The organism is Promicromonospora sukumoe 327MFSha3.1 (genome assembly GCF_000385135.1).
Lineage (GTDB): Bacteria > Actinomycetota > Actinomycetes > Actinomycetales > Cellulomonadaceae > Promicromonospora > Promicromonospora sukumoe_B.
Window position 1 is genome coordinate 1633769 of sequence record NZ_ARQM01000010.1, and the last position, 22026, is coordinate 1655794.

General features: G+C 71.9%; 21 protein-coding genes. 14 read left to right on the plus strand and 7 right to left on the minus strand.

The features are described 5' to 3' along the window. Nucleotides 1-27: 27 nt before the first annotated feature. Genes H291_RS0111035 through H291_RS0111045 form a run of 3 tightly spaced genes read right to left on the minus strand, consistent with a single transcriptional unit; the run spans nt 28 to nt 3247 of the window. Nucleotides 28-897 carry a carbohydrate ABC transporter permease gene (locus H291_RS0111035; RefSeq protein ID WP_020015057.1) on the minus strand — a complete coding sequence of 290 codons (870 nt, stop codon included), beginning with the start codon at nt 895-897 and terminating at the stop codon, nt 28-30. Next, nucleotides 894-1865 carry a carbohydrate ABC transporter permease gene (locus H291_RS0111040; RefSeq protein ID WP_020015058.1) on the minus strand — a complete coding sequence of 324 codons (972 nt, stop codon included), beginning with the start codon at nt 1863-1865 and terminating at the stop codon, nt 894-896. The genes H291_RS0111035 and H291_RS0111040 overlap by 4 nt, the downstream gene beginning before the upstream one ends. Beyond that, nucleotides 1862-3247, minus strand: a complete 1386-nt coding sequence (locus tag H291_RS0111045) for an ABC transporter substrate-binding protein (RefSeq protein WP_026365629.1) — start codon at nt 3245-3247, stop codon at nt 1862-1864. The genes H291_RS0111040 and H291_RS0111045 overlap by 4 nt, the downstream gene beginning before the upstream one ends. Nucleotides 3248-3369: 122 nt before the next feature. Here H291_RS0111045 and H291_RS0111050 point away from each other — a divergent pair, with 122 nt between their 5' ends. The 4 genes from H291_RS0111050 to H291_RS0111065 all read left to right on the plus strand — a co-directional run bounded on the left by H291_RS0111050 (nt 3370) and on the right by H291_RS0111065 (nt 6990). Then, nucleotides 3370-4440, plus strand: coding sequence for a LacI family DNA-binding transcriptional regulator (locus H291_RS0111050; protein ID WP_033325896.1), 1071 nt, complete (start codon nt 3370-3372; stop codon nt 4438-4440). Nucleotides 4441-4485: 45 nt separating this feature from the next. Next, nucleotides 4486-5958, plus strand: coding sequence for a glycoside hydrolase family 32 protein (locus tag H291_RS0111055; protein ID WP_020015061.1), 1473 nt, complete (start codon nt 4486-4488; stop codon nt 5956-5958). A gap of 169 nt (nt 5959-6127) precedes the next feature. Beyond that, entirely contained in the window at nt 6128-6502 is a 375-nt protein-coding gene (locus tag H291_RS0111060) for an ArsR/SmtB family transcription factor (RefSeq protein ID WP_020015062.1), read from the plus strand. After that, complete coding sequence (locus H291_RS0111065) at nt 6499-6990, plus strand: SRPBCC family protein (RefSeq protein ID WP_020015063.1); 492 nt, start codon at nt 6499-6501, stop codon at nt 6988-6990. The genes H291_RS0111060 and H291_RS0111065 overlap by 4 nt, the downstream gene beginning before the upstream one ends. Nucleotides 6991-7014: 24 nt before the next feature. On the opposite strand, the gene H291_RS0111070 is transcribed toward H291_RS0111065, so the two are convergent. Together H291_RS0111070 and H291_RS0111075 are read right to left on the minus strand one after the other, a co-directional pair. Beyond that, the gene (locus H291_RS0111070) at nt 7015-7464 is read right to left on the minus strand and encodes an SRPBCC family protein (protein WP_020015064.1); all 450 of its coding nucleotides are present in this window, start codon (nt 7462-7464) and stop codon (nt 7015-7017) included. A gap of 108 nt (nt 7465-7572) precedes the next feature. After that, nucleotides 7573-8670 (minus strand): hypothetical protein, encoded by a 1098-nt coding sequence (locus H291_RS0111075; RefSeq protein WP_020015065.1) that lies wholly within the window; start codon nt 8668-8670, stop codon nt 7573-7575. A 214-nt stretch (nt 8671-8884) separates the two neighbouring features. On the opposite strand from H291_RS0111075, the gene H291_RS29550 reads away from it, so the two are divergent. Continuing rightward, nucleotides 8885-9415: a histidine phosphatase family protein gene (locus H291_RS29550; RefSeq protein ID WP_020015066.1), complete on the plus strand. Its 531-nt coding sequence runs from the start codon at nt 8885-8887 to the stop codon at nt 9413-9415. 38 nt (nt 9416-9453) lie between these two features. Here H291_RS29550 and H291_RS0111085 read toward each other — a convergent pair whose 3' ends face one another. Beyond that, nucleotides 9454-10284, minus strand: coding sequence for a TIGR02452 family protein (locus H291_RS0111085; protein ID WP_020015067.1), 831 nt, complete (start codon nt 10282-10284; stop codon nt 9454-9456). A 246-nt stretch (nt 10285-10530) separates the two neighbouring features. Between H291_RS0111085 and H291_RS32425 the strand changes: the two genes are divergently transcribed. The 9 genes from H291_RS32425 (at nt 10531) to H291_RS0111130 (ending at nt 21466) form a co-directional block, all read left to right on the plus strand. Further along, nucleotides 10531-10983 (plus strand): hypothetical protein, encoded by a 453-nt coding sequence (locus H291_RS32425; RefSeq protein ID WP_020015068.1) that lies wholly within the window; start codon nt 10531-10533, stop codon nt 10981-10983. Between the two features lie 161 nt (nt 10984-11144). After that, entirely contained in the window at nt 11145-12806 is a 1662-nt protein-coding gene (locus H291_RS0111095; protein ID WP_198012449.1) for an ABC transporter substrate-binding protein, read from the plus strand. A gap of 32 nt (nt 12807-12838) precedes the next feature. Next, nucleotides 12839-13879, plus strand: coding sequence for an ABC transporter permease (locus H291_RS0111100; RefSeq protein ID WP_420038573.1), 1041 nt, complete (start codon nt 12839-12841; stop codon nt 13877-13879). Nucleotides 13880-13884: 5 nt separating this feature from the next. Next, on the plus strand, nt 13885-14802 hold the full coding sequence (locus tag H291_RS0111105; protein WP_020015071.1) for an ABC transporter permease: 918 nt from the start codon (nt 13885-13887) through the stop codon (nt 14800-14802). Beyond that, nucleotides 14802-15929 (plus strand): ABC transporter ATP-binding protein, encoded by a 1128-nt coding sequence (locus tag H291_RS0111110; protein ID WP_020015072.1) that lies wholly within the window; start codon nt 14802-14804, stop codon nt 15927-15929. Before H291_RS0111105 ends, H291_RS0111110 begins: the two co-directional genes overlap by 1 nt. Then, entirely contained in the window at nt 15926-16987 is a 1062-nt protein-coding gene (locus H291_RS0111115; protein ID WP_020015073.1) for an ABC transporter ATP-binding protein, read from the plus strand. The genes H291_RS0111110 and H291_RS0111115 overlap by 4 nt, the downstream gene beginning before the upstream one ends. After that, complete coding sequence (locus tag H291_RS0111120; protein ID WP_020015074.1) at nt 16984-18093, plus strand: LacI family DNA-binding transcriptional regulator; 1110 nt, start codon at nt 16984-16986, stop codon at nt 18091-18093. The genes H291_RS0111115 and H291_RS0111120 overlap by 4 nt, the downstream gene beginning before the upstream one ends. Before the next feature lie 8 nt (nt 18094-18101). After that, the gene (locus H291_RS0111125) at nt 18102-19700 is read left to right on the plus strand and encodes an FAD-dependent oxidoreductase (RefSeq protein WP_020015075.1); all 1599 of its coding nucleotides are present in this window, start codon (nt 18102-18104) and stop codon (nt 19698-19700) included. A 194-nt stretch (nt 19701-19894) separates the two neighbouring features. Further along, complete coding sequence (locus tag H291_RS0111130) at nt 19895-21466, plus strand: cellulase family glycosylhydrolase (protein WP_157236814.1); 1572 nt, start codon at nt 19895-19897, stop codon at nt 21464-21466. A 9-nt stretch (nt 21467-21475) separates the two neighbouring features. Here H291_RS0111130 and H291_RS34145 read toward each other — a convergent pair whose 3' ends face one another. After that, nucleotides 21476-21880, minus strand: coding sequence for a zf-HC2 domain-containing protein (locus tag H291_RS34145; RefSeq protein WP_020015077.1), 405 nt, complete (start codon nt 21878-21880; stop codon nt 21476-21478). Nucleotides 21881-22026: the final 146 nt, after the last annotated feature.

Genomic DNA, 22026 nt, shown 5'->3' on the forward strand with positions numbered 1-22026 from the left:
GAACGTCCCCCGGGGCGGCCCACCCGGTCAGCGGAACGAGCCCGCGGTGATGCCCTCGACGAACCGCCGCTGCGCGACGACGAAGAGGATGACGCTCGGGATCATGGACAGGATCACGCCCGCGAGCACCACCGAGATGCTGCCGGTGCCGAAGGTGCCCTGGAGCGTGACGAGCCCCAGCGGCAGCGTGAAGTTCTCCTGCGACTGCAGGAAGATCAGCGGCCGGTAGAACTCCGCCCAGAACCCGGTGAACGCGAGGATCGCGAGCGTGGCCATGGCCGGTGTCGCCATCGGGGCGTAGATCAGGCGGAACACCTGGAAGCGGGAGGCGCCGTCGACCCGCGCAGCCTCACCCAGCTCGACGGGCATCTGCAGGAAGTACTGCCGCATCAGGAACGTGCCGAACGCGCTGCCGATGGCCGGGAGGATCAGCGAGGCCAGGCTGTCGGACAGGCCCATGCGGCTGATCAGCACGAACACCGGGATGATCGTGGTCTGGACGGGCACCATCATGGTGGCCAGGAACAGCGCGAAGATCGCGCCGCGCCCCGGGAAGCGCACCATGGCGAACGCGTACCCGCTCAGCGTGCAGGTGATGATCTGGGCCCCGACGATGAGGCCGGTGACGATCACGCTGTTCAGGAAGAACCGGCCGAGCGACACCTCGCCGAACACGGCGGCGTAGTTGGAGAAGTCGGGCTCCAGGGGGAGCCAGACCGGCGGGTTGGTGAAGGACTCGGCGGGTTCGCGCAGCGACGTCGTCAGGGTCCACAGCAGCGGGCCGAAGGCGACCGTCGCGGCGAGGACCAGGACGACGAGTCCTGCTCCCCGGCCGATGCGGCGCGTGAGGGAGGATCGTTCGAACAGGGACGACCGGGAGAACGAGGGAGCGGTCACGAGTAGAACACCAGCCTCCGGGAGAGAGTGAACTGCAGTCCGGTCAGCGCGATGAGCGCCGCGAAGAGCACCATGGAGATGGCCGAGCCGTACCCGAACTGCAGGTTCTGGAACGCCGTCTGGTAGATGACCATCGTGATGGTCGTGGTGGCCGTGCCCGGCCCGCCCTTGGTCATGATGAAGGCCTGGTCGAACAGCTGCATCGCGTTGATCAGGCCGATCACGCAGGCGAAGAAGACCGTGGGGCTGATCAGCGGCAGCTTGATCCGCAGCAGCGAGCGCACCGGCCCGGCGCCGTCGATCTCGGCGGCCTCCATGACGTCGCGGGGCAGCCCGGCGAGGGCGGCCACGAACAGCACGAACGTGAACCCGACCGACTGCCAGACGGCGACGAAGACGATCGTCACGACGGCTCCGGCGTCGCTGGTCAGCCACGGCACGCCGCTGCTGCCGAGCAGGCGCAGGTAGTAGTTCACGACGCCGAACCGCTCGTTGAACATGTACGTCATGAAGATGGACACCGCGGCCGTGGACGCCAGGAGCGGCAGGTAGAACACCGTGCGGAACACGGCCTTGGTCGAGGCCCGGCGACGCTGGTCCACGAGCAGGGCGAGGAACAGCCCGATGGCGACCTGGAGCAGCACGATCGAGAACGCCAGCACGGCCGTGACCCCGAACGAGTGCACCACCCGCTGGTCGCCGCCGATCGCGGCGTAGTTGTCCAGGCCCACGAACCGGCGCGGCGTGATGATGTCCCAGGCGAAGAACGACAGCCCGAACGAGGCGAGGATGGGCCCGATCGTGAACAGCAGGATCGCGGCCCCGGCCAGGCCGATCATCGCGTAGCCGAAGGCGGCCTCGGCCCGGCGGCTGCGGCGTGCGGCGGGCGTGCGGCGGACGCCGTCGGTGGGTCCCGTGGGCGTGCCGCGCCGGGCGGGCGCGGTGCGCGGGGGCGTGACGGCGCTCATGCGACCGCCCCCGCCGCCGTCTCGAGGTCGATCTGCAGCCCGTCGAGCGCGGCCCGCGCGTCACCGGTGGCGATGGCCTCGGTGGTGCGCTGGTTGAGCGCGGTGGACAGGGCGTTGAAGTAGATCGGGGCCGGGATCGGCGCCGTCTCCGGGAACTCCGTCAGCGTGCTGCTGAACACGTCCCAGTGCTCCGGGCCCGTGGTCTCGTACCGCTTCGCGGTGGACAGCGACTGCCGCGCGGGAGTGGTCACGTTGCCCGGGAACAGCACGTCGAACGCGTCCGGGAACGTGAGCCGCTTGATGACCTCCCAGGCCAGGTCCTTCTTGTCGGAGGTCTCCAGGATCGAGTAGCCGGCCGTGCCGAACAGGTGCCGCTGCGACTTCCAGCGCGGGAAGTACTGGACGTCGAACGAGCCCGGCGCCATGCCCGCGTTGTGCAGGCCGCCGGCCCAGAAGCCGCCGCCCACGCTCATCCCGACCCGGCCCGCGGCGAACAGGGCCTGCGAGGTCTGGCCGCCGCCGACGTCGGGCGAGGGCGCGATGCCCTCCCTGCGCAGCTCGATCATGAGCTCCAGGGCCTCGACCGCGGCGGGGGAGTTGGCGATCGGGTCGCCCCAGGCCCAGCCGCCACCGCGGCCGGCGGCCGCCGGGTTGCCCGCGTAGGCGGCGTCCCACAGCCACTGCCCGCCGGGCGCGCGGCCCTCGGCCAGCAGGTTGCCGTCGTTCGCGTAGAGGAACGAGGTCCAGCTGCCCCACAGCCGCACCACCCAGTCGTACGCGTTGATGTCGGGGATGCGGGCCAGGGCGCGGCCGGCGTCGTAGAAGTCGTCGACGGTCCAGTCGGGCGCGGGCAGGTCCAGGCCCGCCTGCTCGAACAGCAGCGGGCTGTAGTACATGTTCCCGGCGTTGTAGTCGAGCGGCAGCAGGAACAGGCTGCCGTCGTACATCATCGCCTCGACCAGCGCGGGGGAGACGTCGTCGAAGTAGTCCTGGAGCTCGGCCAGGTCGCGCGTGACGTACTCGTCCAGCGGCGCGGCCAGGCCTCGCCCGGCCATGAGCTGCACGCCCTCGGTGGCGACGCTCACGATGTCGGGGCGGCTGCCCGCGGCGATCTGCGTGAGCAGCTTGGCGAAGAACTCGTTCCAGTCGGTGCCCGGCGTCGCGTTGATCTCCAGCCGGATGGTCGGGTCGAGCGCGCGGACCGGCTCCTCGAGCCGCGCGCGCAGCTCGTCCGCCCCGCTCTGGTCCCCGAAGAACGCGATCTTCAGGGCCTTCGGGTCCGACGGCGGCGCGCACGAGGCCAGGGCTGTCGTCGCCGCGAGCGCGAGTCCGACACCCCCGGCCCGGAGCAGCGACCGGCGGGACAGTGGCGGCAATGGCATCCGTCCCCTCCTCTCTGAGGTGGTCAATTCCTATTGGGCGATGAGTGAAGCAGAGGGGTCGCGGCATCGTCAATAGGTATTGACCGAATTGCGCGACGGTAGTCTGCGGACGGGAGGTACTGATGACAGAAGGGTCTGGGGCTGGGACCGGGGCAGGGGCGGCGGAGGCCGTGGGCGCTCGCGCCAAGGTCGGCCGGCCGACGATGAACGACGTCGCCCGCGAGGCGGGGGTGTCGCAGTCGACCGTCTCGTTCGTGCTGAACGACCGCCGTGACATCCCGGTGGCCGCCGAGACGCGCGAGCGGATCCTGGAGGCGGCCCGTTCGCTCGGCTACCGCCTGAACCGGCGCGCCCAGGAGCTGCGGCTGAACCGGTCGACGACCCTCGGGGTGGTCTCCTACGGCGTCGCGTCGCACCCGTTCGCCGGCGCGCTGCTGGCGGGGATGCAGACCGCGGCGCGCGCGGCGGGGCACGTCTGCATGGTGATCGACGTCGACGGGCACGACGGCGACGAGGCCGTGGCCGACCTGCTCGACCGCGGCGTGACGGGCATCGTGCACGCCTCCGCGGGCACGGGTCCCGTGACGGTGAACCGGCAGCTCGGCGAGACCCGGGAGCTGTTCGTCGGGTGCTGGCCGGAGTCCGGCGGTACGGGCGAGGGCACCGTGCTCCCGGACGACCGCGAGGGCGGACGCCGCGCGGCCGCCCACCTGCTCGAGCTGGGGCACCGCGACCTCGCGTTCCTGGGCGGACCCGCGGACGACTTCGCCGCCGGCGAGCGCGCGGCCGGGCTGGACGACGCCCTGCGGGCAGCGTCGGCCGACCCCTCGCGCGTGGTGCGCCGGAACGGCGACTACGGCTCCCGGTCGGGCTACCGGATCACCAACGAGCTGTTCGACGCCGGCCGGCCCACCGCGCTGATCTGCGGCAACGACCAGATGGCGCTCGGCGCGCTTCTCGCCCTGCACGAACGCGGCCTGCGCGTGCCGGACGACGTGAGCATCGTGGGCTACGACGACCAGGAGGCGCTGGCCGACGCGATCCACCCGGCGCTGACGACGGTGCGCCTGCCGCACCGCGAGATGGGCCTGCGGGCGGCCGAGCTGCTGGTCAAGCCGGCGTCGGGCACGCCGCACGAGGAACTGGTGGACTGCCCGCTGGTGGTGCGGGAGTCGACCGCGAAGCCGCGATAAATACCTATTGACGATCGGTGTGGGCGCTGATTAGCCTCAGCGTCCATGCCCACGAGCGAACCTGCCGCCACCGAGCCCTACCGCCCGCGCCTGCACTTCTCGCCGGCCCGGAACTGGATGAACGACCCCAACGGCCTGCTGTTCCACGACGGCACGTACCACCTGTTCTTCCAGCACAACCCGGGCGCCCCGGAGTGGGGCGACATCGCCTGGGGGCACGCGACGTCGTCCGACCTGCTGACCTGGACCGAGCACCCGGTGGCGATCCCCGCGACGGAGCACGAGATGATCTTCTCGGGATCCGCCGTGGTGGACGCGGCCAACACCTCGGGGCTCGGTTCTGCCGGGGCGCCGCCGCTCGTCGCGCTGTACACGAGCGCCTACCGGGACCACCCGGTGCACGGCGGCAAGCAGGCGCAGTCGGTGGCGTTCAGTACCGACGGTGGGCGCACGTGGGAGAAGTTCGCGGGCAACCCCGTGGATGACCGGGACCGCACCGACTACCGCGACCCCAAGGTGTTCTGGTTCGGCCCGCCGGAAGGTGGGCACTGGGTGATGGTCGCGGTGGACGCCGACGCGTCGCGGCTGGTCGTGAACGTCTCGGACGACCTGCTGGCCTGGCGCACCGCGAGCACCTTCACCGACCCGCGGCTGCCGGGGATGTGGGAGTGCCCGGACCTGTTCCCGCTGGTGGCGGAGGCTTCCGGGGCCGGCGGTGTCGCGGGTGGTGACGTGCGCTGGGTGCTGGTGCTCTCGACGGGAGGGCCGGGGCAGCACTACGTGGTGGGTGACTTCGACGGCGGACACTTCGTCGCGGACGCCGCGGTGCCCACGGGGCGGGTGGACCACGGCGCCGACCTGTACGCGGCGGCGACGTTCAACGGGTTGGACCGCCGGGTGCTGATCGGCTGGATGGGCCAGGCGTTCCGGGCGCCGACCTCGCCGTGGCAGGGCATCATGTCGGCGCCGCGCGACCTCGCGCTGCGGGCCGTGAACGGTGTGCTGCGCCTGGTGAGCCGGTTCTCGCCGGAGCTTGATCGTGCTGAGCGCGAGGTGGTGTCGGTCGACGGGCTGGCCGTGGGTGGCGACGGTGCCGGTGCGGTCGTCGTCGGCCGGGGCGCCGCCCTCCAGCAGCGGGTGCGGGCGCGAATCGTGCCTGGTTCCGCGGCGTTCGCCGGGATCCGGGTGCTGGTGGGGGAGTCGTGCGGCACGCGCATCGGCTACGACCGGGCGGCTGGCGAGCTCGTCCTCGACCGCTCTGCCTCGGGCATCGTGGCGCACGACGGCTTCGCGACGCCCCGGCGCGTGCCCGTCCGGCTGGTCGACGGCGCGCTCACGCTGGACGTGCTGACCGACTCGATGAGCGTCGAGGCCCTGGCGAACGACGGCGAGGTCGTGGTGAGCGAGCTGGTCTTCCCGGAGCCGGGTGCGGTCGGCGTCGAGGCGTTCGCGGAGGGTGGCGGCGCCGTCGTCGACGTCCGGGTGTCCGACGTCCTCCCGGGCCTCCTGGCGGACTGAACCCGGAGCGCCGCGCGCGCGATGGAAGGGACTACTCCGCCAGGGGGGTAACGCTGAGCTAGCACTGTTAGCTCAGCGTTACCCCCTCGGAGGTGTGAGTGTTCTGCCAAGAGGCTTCTGGAGCGGCGGGCCCCTCGCCAATTGGTAACCGAGGGGTTACCATTTGGGTATGGACGTCTTCGGAGCCATCGCCGACCCGATCCGCCGCGAGCTGCTGCTGCGGCTCGCGGACGGCCCGGCGCGCGTGGTGGACCTCGCGGCGGAGCACGCGGTGTCGCGCCCGGCGATCAGCAAGCATCTGCGCGTGCTGAGCGAGGCGGGGCTCGTGCGGGGGACCGACGAGGGTCGCGAGCGGCGCTACACGCTCGATCCCGCACCGCTCGCAGAGGTGCGCGAGCTCCTGGGCGCGCTCACCGCGCGTCGGGCGCCGGTCTCCGTCGCGAACCTCGACGCGCTCGGTACCGAGGTGCGTCGGGCCGCGCGGGACCGGCGTCGGGGGACGGCCACTTCGGGCACGACGACCACGGAGGAGCAGAGCGCATGAACCTGACCGGAACCCTGGAGGACGACGGCCGGACCCTGGTGCTGGTGCGCCGGTTCGGCGTGCCGATCGACGACGTGTGGGCGAGCGTGACCGAGTCGGACCGCCTGGCTCGCTGGTTCGGCACCTGGACCGGCGACCCGGCGAGCGGCACCGTGCTGGTGACCATGAACGCGGAGGCCGAGCCCGGCGCGCCGGCGCCGTTCCGCGTGGACGCCTGCGAGCCGCCGCGGCTGCTCGCGGTGAGCGCCGAGGACGAGTTCGGCAACTGGCGGCTCAGCGCCGAGCTCGCCGAGGTGGACGGCGGCACCACGCTGACCCTGCGGCAGAAGGAGCTCGACCCGAAGACGCTGCCCGAGACAGGCCCGGGCTGGGAGTGGTACCTGGACCGCCTGGTGGCCGCGGTCGAGGGCGGCGAGCCGCCGTCGCTCGCCGACTTCGACACGGACTACCTGCCGCTGGGCCCGGGCTACGCGGTGCTGGCGCAGTAGTCCCGTCGCCTCACCGGGAGGCGGTCACCAGTGGGTCGGGCCCGAGCCGTCGTCCCGGTGGGCGAGCGTGGCGAGCGCGTCCTTCCAGTGCCCTTCGGACGCCGTCGCGTGCTGCGCGGTGTCGATGTTCTCCTGGGTCACGGTGACGCGGGTGCCGTCGTCGTCGGGCGTGAGCTCGATGCGGATCTCGTGATAGTTCTCGGGTGCGTCCGCGAGGCCGCTGAGCGGTGCGAAGTGCGTGAAGTGCAGCAGGCGAGGCCGGTCGACGGCGATGACGGTGCCCTTGTCGGCGAAGACGCGGCCGAAGAAGTGCCCCTCGAAGGTGATCGGGCTGCCCGGCTGATAGTCCGTCTCGACGTTCGCGCCCAGCATCCACCGCGCCCCCGGGTGGGTCAGCTCTGCCCAGACCCGCTCGGGCGGCTCGGCGATGTGGGTGGTCGCCGTGGCGGTGTGGCGCGGGGTCTCGATGCTCATCGCTGTCCTCCGTGTTGCGTGCGGGTGCTGGGGTAGCGTGCCGACAACCTTATGGTGCCCGGGAATCGGCGAGGCGCATGGTGAGCGTGACAGCGTTCGCCCACACCCCTAGTTGTTGAGCGCCCTCTGCCGCAGCACCGACTCGTCCCGCGCCTGCTCGACCGCGCCGGTGTTGCGCAGGAACACGATGATCCAGCTGAAGATGAGCACCGCCACGACGAGCTCGACCGCCGTCAGGTTGTAGTACCCGGTGATGAAGAAGACCGCCAGGACCACGATGCAGGCGACGTAGATGTAGCCGAGCAGCACGAACACCGGCGGCATCGATGGGAGCAGGCGGCGCATTCGGGCGACCAGCACGACGTAGACGATCACCATGCCCGTGGCGGAGATGTTGTGGGCGATCAGGAAGTCGTCGACGGGGAAAATCCCGACGCACGCCAGCAGCACGCCGATGAGCACGAGCGCCAGACGGACCCTGCGGCGTCCGCGTACCTCCCGGTGCGTGGCGTGCGGGAGGTACGCGGTCGCGTAGTTCGCGATGATCGTGACCACCGCGCCGGCGATGACGAGCGTCAGGTTGAACGCGAGCGAGGAGACGTCGTCGTTCATCCCGAGGGCGCTGAGGTTCTCCTGCCACCAGAGCGGATCGGTGGCACTGAGCATGCTGGCGAAGACGCCCACGGTCAGGAACACCGCCAGTACCAGAGACAGCATCATCGGGGTGAGGTTCACCGCGGACAGGAATGCCACGTAGGCGGTCACGGCGAGGGCGACGCCGCCGAGCAGCGCGGCCGACGTCGAGTACGCCGTGGCGCCGATGAAGCTCCGGCTCACGACCGACGCCGCGCCGATCCAGCCCAGCAGCGCGATGACGGCGTGCGCCAGCGACAGGGCTGCGATGTCGAACCAGCGCAGCCGCGGACGGACGTCGTCGTCCGCAGACTCGCGCCGGGTCTGGGTGCGCCGCAGGGCGCAGCCGAGGAGGAACGCGACGATCGCGACGAGCGCACCGCCAAGGGCGGCGAAGTCGCCGATCGAGCCGCGGCCGGTGATCGGCACGCCGCCGTCCCGGAACACGAAGAACCCCACGACGGCCCCCACCACGAAGGCACCCGCGCCGACGAGCAGGGCCGACGACTCGCGAGACTCGGTGTTGTCGACGGGGCGACGGAAGATCCGGGGGAGGGGTGTCGGCTGGCTCATGTCGGTTCTCCTTGCTACCCGCCGCGCATGCCCGCCGCCGGGTTCGGAACCAACATCGTCGAAATAGGCGGTGCCGACGTCACCCGAACAGGATGATTTGGTGCTCCTTGCACCTGGGCGGTCGCACCCGGGCGGCCCGAACGCACGCCGCGAAGGGTGGTGTGTCAGTCAGGGTGGCGAGTGTCTACCCGTGGGAGCCGCATAGCCTTGCGCGGTGGTTCTCTATCTGATCCGGCACGGCCGCCCGATCATCGACCCGGCAGTTCCGGCATCGACGTGGGTCCTGGACCCGGAGTACGAGCACCAGGTGACGGACCTGGCGGCGCGCGCGCCGTGGCCGGACGACGCCGTCTGGTTCACCTCGCCCGAGCCGAAAGCAGCACGCACTGCGTTGTTGCTGGCGGGGCGAGAGGTGCCTGTGGTGGAGGACCTACAGGAGCAACTGCGCATCGGCACGGGATGGGTGCCCGACTTCGCAGCCGTCGTTCGCGAGGCGTTCGCGACCCCGAGCTCCGAGGTGCGTCCGGGCTGGGAGCCGATCAGCCACACGCGGTCGCGGGTGGTCGACGCGGTGCGACAGATCGTCGCGGAGCATCCCGGGCGTGACGTCGTCCTGGTCGGACACGGGACGGCGTGGACGCTGCTCGCCGCCGAGCTCACCGCGACCGAGCCGGACCTGGAGCGGTGGCGGAACCTGGCGATGCCGGACGTGATCACGATCGAGAAGACGACGGGTGGTGGGTAGCTACCAGATCTGGGCCCAGGACCGGGCACGCACGGGACTCACGTCCGGGCCGTCGGCACCTTCAGCGCCCGCTCGAAGACCCTGAGCACCGGCTGTCCAGGCCGGGGATCGAGGATCGCGAACGCGACGTGCTCGAACCACGGACGGGACGCCAGGGCCTCGGCGAACGTGGTCGCGACCTCGTCCGGGTCGTTGCCGAACACCCCGCAGCCCCATGCGCCGAGCACGAGCCGCCGGCTGCCGTGGGCGGCGGCGACGTCGAGCACCCGGCCGGCGCGGCGAGCCAGCGTGGCGGAGACCTGGTTCGCTGCCTCGGGCTGGTTGCGCTCGACGGCGGCACGGTTCGGGGCGGCCGCCGTCAGGAAGGTGACGGGGTAGGGGACGGCGAGCAGGACGCCGTCGTCGTCCCGGATCACCGGCGTTCCGGGCGAGACGATGACCCGGTCCGTGTACAGCAGCGACGTCTCGCGCCGATGGTGCTCGTAGAACTCGGGGACGGCGGTCTGGGTCGCGTACAGCGCCGAGCTGCGCGCGATCGCCTCCTCCTGGGCCTGGGCGCCGTTGAGGAAGCCGCCGCCCGGGTTGCGCGCCGAGGCGAAGACCAGGCAGGCGGTGTCGGGCCCGAGGCGCCGTGCGGCAGCCAGGCTCGACTCGTGGCGCACCTCGACGGTGGCGGGGCCGGGCCAGGTGGTGGCCCCAAGCAGAGGCGTGTCCGGGAGGACGAGGCGCGTCCCGGCGACGGCGGCGGCGACCTGGTCGGCGATGTCGACGCGTCGCCCGGCCGCTTCGTAGGAGCCGGTCCGGACGGCGTCCACGGTCTCGGCCGCGAGGGCGCGGAGCCGGTCGCGGCTCCTGTTCGACGAGGTCACGGCGGCAATCCTGGCCGCTGGATACGGACCCGGTCAACGTTTCTGCGAACTGCTGGGGCGGAGGTGGCTTCTACCCAGTCATTGGGCCCGGAATCAGCGTGGTTTCGGGCCCAATGACTGGGTAGAAGCGCACCTTGCCGGCCGCCGTCGTCGGCGCCGTCATCAGGCTCTGCCGCCGCCCGGCAGCGGGCACGTCGGGCACTCGCCGGAAGACGCACCGACCGACCAGGCTGACATGATGACCGCATGAGCTGGTGGCGCAGAAAGCCCAAGGAAACCGACGACGACCGACCGCCCACCGACGCCGAGACCGCCGACATCATGCGGAGTCTCGCGGACGAGTTCGTCCGGAACTCCCGAAGCTCCGACCTCTTCGACTACACGGTCGGGTCGGTCACGGCGCTCGAGGTTCTGATCGGCACCCTGCTGGAGTCAGCCTCCGACGCCGACCTCGACAGGGGATTCAGCCTGGGCATGGGGGCCTACATCGGCGAGGTGATCGTGCGGAACAGCGCGGCCGCACGCTGGACCTACGACGCAGGCCAGCGCACCGCGGCGGTCGAGAGCGCGCACTATTCGGCCCTCCCGGCCTTCAAGGTCTCCAAACGCTTCACGCTCGGCCCGGAGCACTCGCTGGTGCAGTTCGTGGACGCGGCGATCGCCGACGAGCTACCGCCCGACGCACGCAGACTGCCCTGAGTCCCGCGCCGCCGAGGCATTGACACCCCGCCCGACCCGCCCCTAATGTCCTCGCTCATACGTAGGAGCAGGCCTCCGCATCGCCGCGGCAGACTGCTCATACGTATGAGCATCGCCTCACCAGCGATCGATCCACCTCGACGAAGCGGAAGGGATCTGGCATGGGACACGCACGATCGTTCGGACGGCGCGTTTCAGCGCTGGTCGTCTCACTCGTCATGCTCACCTCGGCCTGCGCGGGCGGCTCGCCGTCCGGCGACGGGACCGCCGGCGGGCGCGACGACACGATGATCTACGGCAAGACGGACGGCGGCACCACGTTCGTCCACAACTACAACGTGGTCGGCCCCGCGGTCGACAAGGCGCCCAACATGGAGCTGGTCTACGAGCCACTCATGCGCGTCGACTACAGCAACGGCGCCGTGGTCGAGCCCTGGCTCGCGGAGAGCTGGGAGTTCGACGACGCGGGCACCACGCTCACGGTCCACCTGCGCGACGGCGTCACCTTCTCCGACGGCGAGCCCTTCACGGCCGACGACGCCGTCTTCTCGCTGAACCTGCCGATCGAGCAGCCGGAGTTCTCCATCGCGGGCGTCACCTACGAGAAGGCCGAGAAGGTCGACGACCTGACGTTCACCGTCACGTTCGCCGCGCCCTCGTTCGCCACGGTCAAGCAGTTCGCCAACATCCTGCTGCCGATGGTGCCCGAGCACGTCTGGCGCGACCAGGACCTCAACACCTGGACCAACCCGGAGCCGATCGGCACCGGCCCGTTCACCCTGGCCGAGTTCAAGCCGCAGCAGGTCACCCTCACCGCGCGCGACGACTACTGGGGCGGCGACTTGCCGATGTCGACGTACAAGATCATCCCGACCAGCGCGGACGCCGCCAAGGCGCAGCTGCTGCGCGGCGACATCGACATCGCGCAGGGCTCGTGGGCCAACGGCGAGCAGGAGTACACGGCCAAGGACCCGGAGCACAACCTGTACCAGCTCTACCCGAACGGCGGCGCCATGTCGGCGATGTTCAACGCCGGCAAGCCCCCGTTCGACGACGTCCACGTGCGCCGCGCGCTGGCCATGACCGTGGACCGCACCGCCATCACGACCACGCTGCAGCGACCCGGCACCGAGTCCGGCCCGACCGGGCTGAACGCGACGGTCTACGCCGACTGGATCAACCCCGAGCTCGCCGACCCCTGGCCCGTCGACGCCGAGGCTGCGAAGGCCGAGCTGGCCGACGGCGGCTGGACCGTGAAGGACGGCGCCCTGGTCAAGGACGGCGAGAGCTACCGCCCCACCATCCTGTTCAACAACGACTGGGCCTGGGGCAGCTACGCCGACATCATGATCAACGGCTGGCGTGACACGCTCGGCATCGAGGTCGAGCCCGCCGGGCAGCCCACCGCCGGCTACTACGACGCGATGAACCTCGGCGACTTCGACATCACCGCGGCGTCCACGGGCGGGGCCGGCGTCTACGGCGTCTACAGCTTCCTCGACAGCGACTTCGTGGTGCCCGTGGGGGAGTCGGCCACGCTCAACCAGGGCCGCTGGTCCAACGCCGAGGCCGACGAGATCATTGCCGCGATGGAGAGCACGGACGACGAGGCCGAGCTCAAGGAGCTGGGCCTGCGCATGCAGGAGCTCGTGGTCGACGAGGTGCCGTTCAGCCCGCTGTACGACAACTTCTACTTCGTCGAGATCAACGCGAAGCGCTGGTCGGGCTGGCCCACGCCGGACGACTTCGACCACATCCCGTTCGTCGGCATGGGGCCGGACCTCATCCTGACGATGCTCGACCTCGAGCCCACGGAAGGCTGACCGTGACGACGACGGAGGCGCCGGCGACGCCGGTGCGTGCGGCCGCGGACCCGCCCGCAGCGGTCCGGGCGGTGCGCCGCTGGGGGTTCCTGCTGCGCCGGCTCGGCTTCTACGCCGCCGCCGCGGCCGCGGCGATCGTGCTCAACTTCCTGCTGCCGCGCCTCATGCCGGGCGACCCGTCGTCCGCCATCGTGGAGGAGCTGCAGCGGGTCAGCGGCCAGCAGGTGCCGCCGGAGACCCTGGAGAGCATCCGGGCGATCTTCGGTGACCCCGACCAGAACCTCGCCCAGCAGTTCGTGGGGTACCTGGGGCAGCTCGCGCGGTTCGACCTGGGCGTCTCCGTCGTCAACTTCCCCGTGCCGGTGAGCGAGCTCGTGCTGGAGGCGCTGCCCTGGACGCTGCTGCTGGTCGGCACCACCACCGTGCTCGCGTTCGTGCTCGGCACCGGCCTCGGCGTGATCGCCGGGTGGAAGGCCGGCAGCCGGCTCGACTCGATCCTCACCCCACTGACGGCGTTCCTGTCGTCGGTGCCGTACTTCTGGGTCGCGCTGCTGGCCCTGTGGGTGTTCGGGTTCGTGCTCGGCTGGTTCCCGCTGTCCGGCGGCTACGACGCCAACCTCGCCGAGGGGTTCAACCTGCCGTTCCTCGCCTCGGTGCTGCACTACGGGGCGCTGCCCGCCGCGACCATCGTGTTCTCCGCGTTCGGCGGCTGGCTGCTCGGCATGCGGAACATGACCGTGACCACCGTGCGCGAGGACTACGTGCTGCTCGCCCAGGCCAAGGGCCTCTCGCGGGGCCGCGTGATCCTGCGGTACGCCGCCCGCAACGCCATGCTGCCGAGCTTCACCGGGTTCGCGATGGCGCTCGGCGGCGTCATCGGCGGGGCCCTGCTGACCGAGACCGTGTTCAGCTACCCCGGCATCGGCTACCTGCTGTTCGAGTCCCTCAACAAGCGCGACTACCCGATGATGCAGGGGGTCTTCCTGATCGTGACGCTCGCGACGCTGCTCGCCAACCTCCTGGCCGACTCCCTGTACGTGGTGCTCGACCCGCGCATCCGGGAACAGGGGTGAGCGCCATGAGAACCGGACTCCTCGGTGCAGGTCTCGTCAGAGGCTGGAAGGTCCGCGTCGGCCTGTCGGTCATCGGCTTCTTCGTGCTGCTGGCCCTCCTCGGGCCCTGGCTGACGGCGAGCATCCCCGGCCTCGACCCGCGCGCCAACGACCTCACCGCCATCGGCCAGCCACCCAGCGCCGCGCACTGGCTCGGCACCACCCAGTTCGGCCAGGACGTGCTGGCCCAGACCATCGAGGGCGCCCGCGGCTCCCTGTTCGTCGGGTTCCTCTCGGCCGTGATCGGCACGGCGCTCGCGATCCTGGTCGGGCTGCCCGCCGGGTACTTCGGCGGGCGCACCGACTCCTGGCTCAACTTCCTGTCCAACCTGTTCATCGTGATGCCGGTGCTGCCGCTCATCCTCATCGTGGCCGGCTACATGCAGGGCACCGGGCTGTGGGTGATCGCGCTGATCATCGGCTTCTTCGGCTGGTCGGGCGGCGCCCGCACCATCCGCGCGCAGGCGATGAGCGTGAGCAACCGCGACTTCGTGCTGGCGATGCGCACCCTCGGCGAGCCGCACCACCGGCTCCTGTTCCACGAGGTGCTGCCGCACCTGACCGGCTGGATCGCCGCGATGTTCCTGTCCGGCGTCATCGGCGGCGTCATGGCCGAGGCGGGCCTCGCCTTCCTCGGCATCTCCGACTCCGGCGCGATCAGCTGGGGCACCATGATCCAGGCCGCCCAGCAGCAGAGCGCGGTGCTGCGCGGCATGTGGTGGTGGTTCGTGCCGCCGGGCCTGTGCATCGCCCTGGTCGCGACGGCCGCGACGCTGGTCAACTTCGGCGTCGACGAGCTGGCCAACCCCAAGCTGCGCACGGTCCGCCGCTCCGTGGTGCGCCGTGCCCAGGCTGCCGAGACCACCGTAGGGAGTGATGCGTGATGGTCACCCAGTTCGTGCCTGACACCGACCGGCCCGACGCCGGCACCACCTCCGCGCGGCGAGCCGACGGCGACGTCCTGCACGTCACCGGCCTCACCGTCGAGTACGTGACCGACGGCGACCCGGTGCGCGCGTGCGCCGACGTCACCTTCACGCTGCGCCGCGGCGAGATCCTGGGCGTCGCGGGTGAGTCGGGTTCCGGCAAGTCCACGCTGATCACGGCTCTCACGAGGCTCCAGCGCCCGCCCGCCGTCACCACCGGGGGCAGCATCGTGTTCTACCCGCGCGACGGCGGACCCGCGATCGACCTCGTCACCGCGACCCCGAAGGCGCTGCGCGCGCTGCGCTGGACGTCCCTGTCCATCGTGCTGCAGAGCGCCATGGACGCCCTCAACCCGGTGATGCGGCTCGGCGCGCAGTTCGCCGACGCGCTGCGTACCCACGACCGGACCCTCACCAAGGACGCCGCCTGGGCGCGCGCCGCCGAGCTGCTCGCCACGGTCGGCATCTCCGGGGACCGGGCGCGCAGCTACCCGCACGAGCTGTCCGGCGGCATGCGGCAGCGCGCCAGCATCGCGCTGGCGCTCGCGTGCGGTCCGGAGCTGGTGGTCATGGACGAGCCGACGACGGCGGTCGACGTCGTCATGCAGCGGCAGATCCTGGCCCAGGTGCTGCGCCTGCGCCGCACGCTGGGGTTCGCCGTCGTCTTCGTGACGCACGACCTGTCGCTGCTGCTGGAGCTCGCCGACCGCATCGCCATCATGTACGCCGGCCGCATCGTGGAGCTCGGCACCGCCCGCGAGCTCTACGACGACCCGCGCCACCCCTACACCCGCGGCCTGCGCGACTCGTTCCCGCCGCTGCACGCGCCCCTCACCAGGCTCACCGGGATCCCGGGCACGCCGCCCGACCTGCGCCGTCCGCCGTCCGGGTGCCCGTTCCACCCGCGGTGCCCCCAGCGGTTCGCGGGCTGCGACACGGACCTGCCGGAGCTCGTGACCAAGGGCGGGCACTCCGTCGCCTGCCGGCTGCACGAACCGACCGGGAGACCGGACCCGGTACCTGACCCGGCGTCCGGCCCGGCGTCCGGCCCGGCGTCCGCCCGCACCGAAGGAGGAGCGTCATGACCGCGACCACCCCCGCGCCGTCGGCCCCTGTCGCCGCGCCGGAACCGCCCGTGCTTGCCGCCGTCGACGTGACCAAGCACTTCGCCGTCCGCTCCGCCGTCGGCGCCCGCTCCGTGGTGCGCGCCGTGGAAGGTGCCACGCTCGACCTGCACCGCGGCCGGGTGGTGGCGCTGGTGGGGGAGTCGGGCAGCGGGAAGACGACGCTGGCCCGGCTGCTCGCCGGTTTCTACACCCCCACGAGCGGCGAGATCGCGCTGGAGGGCGTGCCGGTGCGGCAGCGACGCGGGCGCGTGGAGCGTTCGTACCACAAGGACGTCCAGCTCATCTTCCAGGACCCGTTCGGCTCCCTGAACCCGCTGCACCGTGTGCGGCACAACCTGGAGCGGCCCCTGAAGCTGCACCACGGTGTGCGCGGCAAGGCCGAGCTGGACCGGCGGGTGCGGGAGCTGCTGGAGCGCGTGGCCCTGACGCCCGCCGAGCAGTACGCCGACAAGTTCCCGCACGAGCTGTCCGGCGGGCAGCGCCAGCGCGTCGTCATCGCCCGCGCCCTGGCCGTGGAGCCCAAGGTGCTGCTCGGCGACGAGCCCATCTCGATGCTCGACGTGTCGATCCGCCTGGAGATGCTCAACCTGCTCGACCGGCTGCGCACCGAGGACGGCCTGGCCCTGCTCTACATCACGCACGACATCGCCAGCGCCCGCTACCTCTGCGACGACGTCGTGGTGATGTACGCGGGCGAGATGGTCGAGGGCGGGCCCAAGGAGCAGGTCATCGCCGACCCGCAGCACCCCTACACCCGCCTGCTCGTGGAGTCCTCGCCCGACCCCGGGCGCGGCGCGCGCGACCGGGACGCGCTGTTCGACGCCGACGCCGACGGCCTGGGCGAGCCGCCCAGCCTCATCGACCCGCCGCCCGGCTGCCGGTTCCACCCCCGCTGCCCGTTCGCCATGGACGTGTGCCGCACGCAGGCACCGCCGCGTGCCGACCTCGGCGACGGGCGCTGGGCCCGCTGCTGGCTGCACGCCGCCGACCGCACGATCACCCAGGAGAACGAGTGACCACCACCCCGCGCCGCGCCCGGGCGCCCCGCCAGTCCGACGTCGCCCGGCTCGCCGGCGTCTCGCAGTCCGCCGTGTCCCGCGTGATCGGCGGGGACACGGACGCCGCACGTATCCCCGAGGCCACCGTCCGGCGCATCCAGGACGCGATCAAGGAGCTGGGCTACGTGCCCAACCCGACGGCGCGCAAGCTGCGTACCGGCCGCAACCGCCTGCTCGGCGTGCACACCTTCGAGGCGGTCTTCCCGCGGGCGCGTGAGGACTTCTACTTCGAGTTCTTGCTCGGCATCGAGGAGCGGGCCGAGGAGATCGACCACGACCTGGTGCTGTTCACCTCCACGGGCGGCAGCGACGGACGCCGCCGCGTCTACCGCGACGGCGTCAACCGCCTCAACGTGGCCGACGGCGCGGTGCTGCTCGGTGTCGCCGCCGACCGGGCCGAGCTGGCCCGGCTGGAGGCCGACGGCTACCCGTTCGTGCACATCGGCCGCCGCGAGGTGCCGGGCACGCGGATCACGTGCGTCGTGCCCGACTACGAGTCGGCCGCCGCCGCGATCGTCGACCGCCTGGCCGACCTGGGCCACACGCGGATCGGCTACCTGAGCAGCGGCATCGACGAGGAGTCGTACGCGGACCGGCGGCGCGGGTACGAGTCCGCCGTGGCGCGCCGGGGGCTGCGGGACGTCTCGCCCGCGAGCCCGGGTCCGGGTCCGGGTTCGAGCTCGGCCGACGGCGACCCCGCCTGGCTCGACGCCGTCGCCGACGGCGCGGTCACCGCCGTCGTCGCCGACGCCGAGTGGCTGGCCAACCCGCTCGCGGAGCGGCTCGCCGCGCGCGGGCTCACGGTGCCGCGCGACGTCTCCGTCGTCGTCCTCGAGGGGGTGGGCCCGGAGGCCCCGGTCCGCTGGGACTGCCTGCAGATCCCGCGCCGCGAGGTGGGCCGCCTCGCCATCGACACGCTCGTCGGCATGCTCGACGAGCCCGGGCAGCCCGTCGCCGACGTGCTCGTGCCGTGCGTCGTCGTCGCGGGCGAGACCGTGGCTGCGCCGCCTGCCGGAACTGCGCCACCTGCCGGAACCGGGCCGACCAAGGGGAGTGCCGAATGAGCGCGGGTATGAGCGAGCGCAAGACCGACGTCCTGATCGTGGGCGGCGGCATGGGCGGCGTGGCCGCCGCCCTGACCGCGGCCCGGCTGGGCCGGCGCGTGGTGCTGACCGAGCCCACGGACTGGCTCGGCGGCCAGCTCACCGCGCAGGCCGTGCCGCCCGACGAGCACGACTGGATCGAGGACCGCTACGCCCCGCCCGGGTACGCCGAACTGCGCCGCCGCGTGCGCGACTACTACCGGCGCAACTACCCCCTGACGCCGCGCGCCGCCGCCGACCCGCTGCTCGACCCCGGCCTCGGCATCGTCAGCCACCTGTGCCACGAGCCGCGCGTCGCCGCCGCCGTCCTGGAGGAGATGGTCGCGCCCTGGCGCGCCGGCGGGCAGATCGAGCTGCTGCTGTGCCACGAGCCCGTCGCCGCCCACACCTCCGGCGACGAGGTCGACGCCGTCACCCTGCGCGACACCCGCGACGGCACCGAGACCACCGTCCAGGCCGCCTACGTCGTCGACGCCAGCGAGCTCGGCGACCTCCTGGAGCTCGCCGACGTCGAGCACGTCGTCGGCGCCGAGGGGCAGGACCAGACCGGCGAGCCGCACGCCCCCGCCGTCGCCGACCCCCTGGACCAGCAGGCGATCTCCTGGTGCTTCGCGCTGGAGCACCGGCCCGGCGAGGACCACACCATCGACCGCCCCGCCGGGTACGACCACTGGCGCACCGCCGTCGCCCCCTTCTGGCCCGGACCGCAGCTCTCCTTCGACGACGTCGTGCCCATCACCCTGCAGCAGCGCACCTGGCGGCTCTTCGAGGCCGACCACGCGCGGAACGCCCACTTCCCCCTGTGGACGTTCCGCCGCGTGCTGGCGCGCGACAACTTCGCCGACGGCGCGATGAGCGACGTCACGATCGTCAACTGGCCCCAGATCGACTACTGGGAGGCGCCCCTGCTCGGCCCCGGCGTCGACGACGCCGCCCGCGCGGCGGCGCTCGCGGGCTCCCGGGACCTCTCGTTCTCGTTCCTGCACTGGCTCCAGACCGAGGCCCCCCGGCCCGACGGCGGCATCGGCTACCCCGGCCTGCGCCTGCGCCCGGACGTGACCGGCACGCCCGACGGCCTGGCCAAGACCCCGTACATCCGCGAGGCCCGCCGCATCCGGGCGGAGCTGACCGTGACCGAGCAGCACGTGGGCGTGCAGGCGAGGCCCGACGGCGCGGGCAGCGAGGTCTTCGCCGACACCGTGGGCCTGGGGCGCTACCGGATCGACCTGCACCCCAGCACGGCCGGGCGCTCCTACGTGGACATCGAGGCGTACCCGTTCCAGGTGCCGCTAGGGGCGCTTGTGCCGGTGCGGGTGGAGAACCTGCTGCCCGCGGGCAAGAACATCGGCACCACGCACATCACCAACGGCTGCTACCGGCTGCACCCCGTGGAGTGGGGCATCGGCGAGGCGGTCGGGGCGCTGGTCACGTTCTGCCTGGACCGGGGCCTGCCGCCGCGCAAGGTGCGCAACGACCCCGCGCGGCTGGCCGACTACCAGCGCCTGCTGACCGACACGCTCGGCACCACGCTCGCCTGGCCCGACGACATCCGCACCCACCGCGAGTGAGCTGGCGACGTCCGGCTGGAGGGAGGCAACTGACCGAACTCATCGACTTCGGTCCCCTGCACTGAGACCGGTCAGTCAACCGACCGGCCTCAGTGCAACCGACCGATCTGATTTGTGCCACCTCTTGTGCCATGCCGTGTGTCATGTCCTGCACCAGCTCGACCGCTCGTTCGACGAAGAACGGAGAACCAATCGTGCTGCGAAACATCCTGTTCCGGGGCCGCGCGCCCCAGCCCACCACACCTGTTCCCGCCGTCTCCCGCCCCGCCGCCCGGCCACCGCGGAGACGGCGGGCACGCCACGCGGTCACCGTGTCGGCGCTCGCGCTGGTCGTGGCGGCCCTGGGCCTCGCGGTCCCGGCGTCGGGAGCAGCCGCCCCGGCAGCCGACGCGGCCCCGGCAGCCGACGCCGCCCCCGCCGCCGTCTCCCGCCTCGGCACCTCGGGCAACAAGATCGTGAACGCCGCCGGCACCCCCGTCCAGCTCCGGGGCGTGTCCGTGCTCGCCCCCCGCCACAACGCCGAGTGCCCCGAGTGCCACCCCAAGCCGATCTCCGACGTGATCGACATGACCGTGTCCGACGGCTGGCAGTCCGACGTCGTGCGCCTGCCCGTCACGGTCTGGGGCTCGCTCAGCGTCGAGGACAACGTGGCCCAGTACGTGGACCCCTACGTGCAGCAGGCCGTGGAGCTGGGCATCTACATCATCGTGGACCTGCACTACGTGTCCGACTACGGCAGCACGGGCGTGCCGCAGTCCACCGTCGCGGAGTTCTGGGACTACGTCGCGCCGCTGTACGCCGACGTGCCGAACGTGATCTACGAGGTCTTCAACGAGCCCGTCGCCCCGGCGAGCTGGGCCACGTGGAAGGCGTACATCCAGCCCGTGGTGGACGACATCCGCGCCGTCGCTCCCGAGACCCTGCTGCTCATGGGCGGCCCGCAGTGGAGCACGTACGTCAACCAGGCGGCGGCCGACCCGATCGCGGGCAACGACATCGCGTACGTCTACCACCTGTACCCCAACCAGGGGGACGCGACGGCCGCGAACTTGGACGCCAAGTTCGGCAACGCCGCCCAGCAGATCCCGGTGATCCTCACCGAGTTCGGCTGGAACCCGCCCGGCGAGTTCTCCGACCCGGTGGTCACCCAGGGCACGACGTCGGGGTGGGGCATCCCGCTGCGCCAGTACCTCGACGCCCGGCCGCACATCAGCTGGACGGCGTGGCTCTTCGACAACTACTGGAAGCCGCAGATGTTCGACCACGACTGGAACCTGCTCGGCGGCGAGCACCAGGGCGCGATGATCAAGGCCTGGCTGGCCGACCAGCCGTACGCGTCGCCGTGCGCCTCCCACGCGGCGGTGGGCGCGACGGCGGTCGCGTCGTCGTCCGGCGGCGCGACCAGCGGGGCGGACAAGGCCGTGGATGGCGACTGCACCAACGCCGGGCGCTGGCTCTCGGCGTCGGGCGACACCACGCCCACCCTGACGATCACGCTCGACGCACCCACCGTCGTCGACCAGGTCGACGTCTACAGCGGGTTCGTGGGCGGGGGCTCCGTCAACGTGCTGCGCGACTTCACGGTCGAGGTGCACACGTCGGCCGGGTGGCAGCAGGCCGCCGCCTTCGACGACAACACGCTCGGCCTGGTCAGCGCCCCGGGCCCGGCGTCCGCCGTCGACCAGGTGCGGCTCGTGATCACCGACCCGTCGAACTACACGCCGGACGTCGCCCGGGTGTTCGAGGTGGCCGTCCGCGCGGCCTAGCGGCGCGTGTCAGACGTACAGGTCACCCGAGTGATCTGTACGTCTGACACGGCGGCGGGGCGGACGGCGGTGCCGGCCGCCCCGGTGGTCGTCGGCGACCAGGCGCCGGTCCAGGGCGCTGCGGTTCCACGAGACCTGGCGCACGTCGATGAACGCGCGGATGCACTCGGCGCACCCGTCGAGGTGCTTCTCCAGCCGCCGACGGCGGTGGGGGAGCAGCCGCCCGGAGAGGTAGTCGTGGATCGAGGCGCGGGTGGAGCGGCACTCGGGCCGGCCGGCGGCGGCACGCGGCCCGGCGGCACCCGGAGCGGCAGTCGGCTCGGCAGCCGGCCCGGCGGCCGGCGGCCCGGACAGCCCGGCCAGGGCGGTGCGAAGCCGGGCGACCTCCGCCTGGCGTGCACCCGTGGTCGTCACGCGAACTGCCTCCTGAGCGATGAGTGTCCGGTCTGACCGGCCGGGCAAATATTGCCACTGTCCACCCGGAGGTGCGCAAACGGGCACGTGATACGGATCAGGGCGCACCGGGAGCCGGGTCGGCTTAATGCCTACCAGGTGGTAGA